Consider the following 3209-nt stretch of genomic DNA (forward strand, 5'->3'; position numbering starts at 1 on the left):
CTGCAACAGGTGTTCGTGCAGACGGAGGAACAAAACGCCCATGCCACCTGGCGCGAGGTCGCGGCCCAGCTGGAAAAGAACTTTCCGGCAGTCACAGAGATGATGGACGAAGCGGAGGCGGAGGGGCTGGCGTACTTCGGGTTCCCGGGAGCGCACCGGGTGAAAATCCACTCCACGAACACGCTGGAGCGCCTGAATAAAGAGGTGAAGCGGCGTTCCCACGTGGTGGGTATCTTCCCCAACGAAGAGAGCATAACCCGGCTTCTGAGTGCGGTGCTGACGGAGCAGAACGAAGAATGGCTGTTGCAGAACCGCTACCATGCCGCAGCACAGCATGGCGGAGATAGAGCAGACCGCTGAAAACGATGTGATCGAGACGCTGCCACTCAGCGCTTAACAGACATATTACCGACCGGAAGGCCGGATCTGAATTTACACCACCTTGACGGACTCGACCCAACACTTCACGCCAGTGAATCTCGATCTCTTTCAGGTGCAGCCTGGTCGTTGATACTAGTGACTGAAGCGCCGGATATTGGTCCGCTCTCCCTTTAATAAACAGCTTCTTGTCGTGGAGATCCCTGATTCGCGGACAGAACGCAAATCCCAGCAGATGCATCAGGGCAAAGATATGATCGGTGAAACCTGCGGTATCGGTGTAATGCTCCCTGATTTCCAGGTCGCTTTCGTGGTACAGCAAGCCATCGAGTACATGGGTTGAATCTCTGACCCGACTGATGATGCAATGGTGGTGAGGAGCAGGCGGGTATCGGGACGGGTAATATCATTTTTTATATGCAAAAAATGTCGAGTAAACGTCGTCCAGCTGTTTACTTCATCGAGAATTTCCGTGATTTTTGGGCGCGGTAGCATGCTGTAAACCAGTTCTGCTAGCGGTGAAACCTGTGCCGGAACGCAGTTATCCAGTGGAGAGACCTTTAAGCCCTTGTCAGAGATTTCCACATCGGGCAGTTCACTAAGGGCCGCCATGACATTGATCTCTTCAAGTCTGGACTGAAGCAGGGTCATACGGCTGGTAATGTACTCATGATAATCAGCAGATACGGGCAGTGGTAGCGCTGGTGTGAGTTTGTCAAAGTCCTTTTCGGGAATGAGGTAATCATCAAAATTTTTGTAGCGGCGCGAGCCTTTAACCCAGATATCCCCGGAGCGCAACGCCCCCTTAAGCTCGCTGAGCGCACAAAATTCATAATACTGCCGGTCAATACCCGCAGGTGTAATCACCACCTTGCGCCAGCTTTCAGGGACAAACTCAAGCGGCGCTGTCGCAGGAACTTTACGTGACTGCTTCCGGTACATATCCTTGATCACAACCAGTGCATCAGCCAGAGATTGCGCAGCCGGAGTTGCGACTAACTGTAAAGTTGACAACATGCGCTGGGCATATTTCCGTAATGTGCTGTATTTCTCAGTAATAATATGCAGCGGGTCAAAATTATTTTTTCTAGCAAAATGGCGTGTTTCCTCCAGACTGGCGACAAATTCAGGCCATGGGAGTATGTTTTCTATTGCAAGCCATGGATCGCCACCGGAATCACGGGCATCAGACAGCGCCTGACCGACATCGATGTACTGCCTCAGTTTTGACTGGATCAGCTTTCCGGTCTGCTGAAGGCGCTCAGCCTGTGTTCTTTTGGCTTTGCTGAAAAGACTGTTCAGCATGCGTTCATGCAGCTCAATCACTTCGTCTGTCAGTGTGGCTCTGGCTTCTTCCAGTACGCACACCAGGATCGCATGACGCCGGGCTGCTGAAAATCGGGTTAAATCCCGGCTGCTCATCTTTCGGCCTTCCCGCGCCAGTTTCAGCAACCGGTTCTGGTGAATGGTACGATCTATACCTTCCGGTAATGCCAGCGATTCAATGCTACTGAGCCAATCAAGATGTTGCAGCACGTTCTTACCATTGATTTTACCCGGCGGTTGCAGAAGCCATGTCAGCCTGGAAGATTGATTATCTGATGACTCAAGTAAACGATCCAGGGCATCCCTGTGAGCCGGAGTTAACGGGGAATTCAGAGTCTGAAATACGATTTTATCGCCGCCGGCCATGGCCTCCGCACAGGTACGCTCCACGACATCAATCGCGGGGATTATAACGTTGTTCTGCCGGAGATAGACCAGTAACTCTTCGGCCAGGAGAATTCCTTTATCGGTGCGCGTCGCCATCGACAGCAGGTGTGTAATACAGTCCTGCTGTATTTTGCCGGTGAACGCCTTTACGCCAAGATAGCGGTAGAGTTCGCGTTAACTCATCGTCCGGTAATGCCAGTAATGATTCTCTTTCTAACAGAGAAAGAATCTGCCTCCTTGCCATATAGTTTCCCTCATAAATTATTAGATGCATTATTTTTAACAAAAATGGTTATCGCATAAGGGTACACCCTGCTGCAATAACCAAAACGTGACGACACACGATGAATGACATAACCTATATGCGATAGAATAAATGCAATAACTTAAATGCGATAATGCGGTGAAAAAATGTTCATCAGAGCTTATTTAAGGGCATCGACTGAAGATCAGTTTGCCGATCGGGCAAAAGAGATGCTAGAGCAGTTCGTCCAGGAACGGGGACATAAAATCGCCAGCTACTATCGGGAGAACATCAGTGGGACAAAACTTGATCGCCCTGAGCTGGGTCGCTTACTGATGGACAGTCACCGTAATGATATTTTGCTGGTTGAGCAGATAGACCGCCTGACCCGTCTTAGCAACAGTGACTGGATGACGTTGAAAAAGCAGATTGAGCAGCATGAGTTACGGATTGTCAGCCTAGATGTCCCTACCTCATGGCAGGCGCTGTCAGAGACAGACCCTTCGCAAGCTGACCCGATCACACGCGCCGTGATAGCAGCCATTAATAACATGCTTATCGACCTGATGGCCGCGATGTCACATAAGGACTGGCTGAGTCGCCGCCAACGGCAAAAGCAGGGAATTGAACGGGCGCATACGTTGGGTAGATACCGGGGAAAGCAGGCAGATCAGGAACGACATCAGAAAGTCCTGTACTACCGGCAGATTAAGAAACTGAGCATCCGAGAAACAGCAGACGCGACAGGCTACAGTACTTCCCAAGTTTGTCGCATTCAGGCCTTCTATAAAGAAGTTGAGTCTGATTAAAAAGTAGCCTTAACGTACAATAATTTTCGTTATCCAAACTGACCCCTACCTGAAGCGGCCGCTGG

1 protein-coding gene and 2 pseudogenes are annotated in these 3209 nt (G+C 50.5%); 2 read left to right on the forward strand and 1 reads right to left on the reverse strand.

What is annotated here, in order from left to right; translation table 11 throughout:
* Window positions 1–397, forward strand: a pseudogene (locus BBW68_RS15440) (transposase); the annotation flags it as partial.
* A 9-nt stretch (window positions 398–406) separates the two neighbouring features.
* Here BBW68_RS15440 and BBW68_RS01975 read toward each other — a convergent pair.
* Window positions 407–2262 (reverse strand): annotated as a pseudogene (locus tag BBW68_RS01975) (Tn3 family transposase); the annotation flags it as partial.
* Between the two features lie 240 nt (window positions 2263–2502).
* On the opposite strand from BBW68_RS01975, the gene BBW68_RS01980 reads away from it, so the two are divergent.
* The gene (locus tag BBW68_RS01980) at window positions 2503–3144 is read left to right on the forward strand and encodes a recombinase family protein (RefSeq protein ID WP_070133784.1); all 642 of its coding nucleotides are present in this window, start codon (window positions 2503–2505) and stop codon (window positions 3142–3144) included.
* Window positions 3145–3209 lie beyond the last annotated feature (65 nt).

It is taken from the genome of Candidatus Erwinia dacicola (genome assembly GCF_001756855.1).
Taxonomy (GTDB): Bacteria; Pseudomonadota; Gammaproteobacteria; order Enterobacterales; family Enterobacteriaceae; genus Erwinia; species Erwinia dacicola.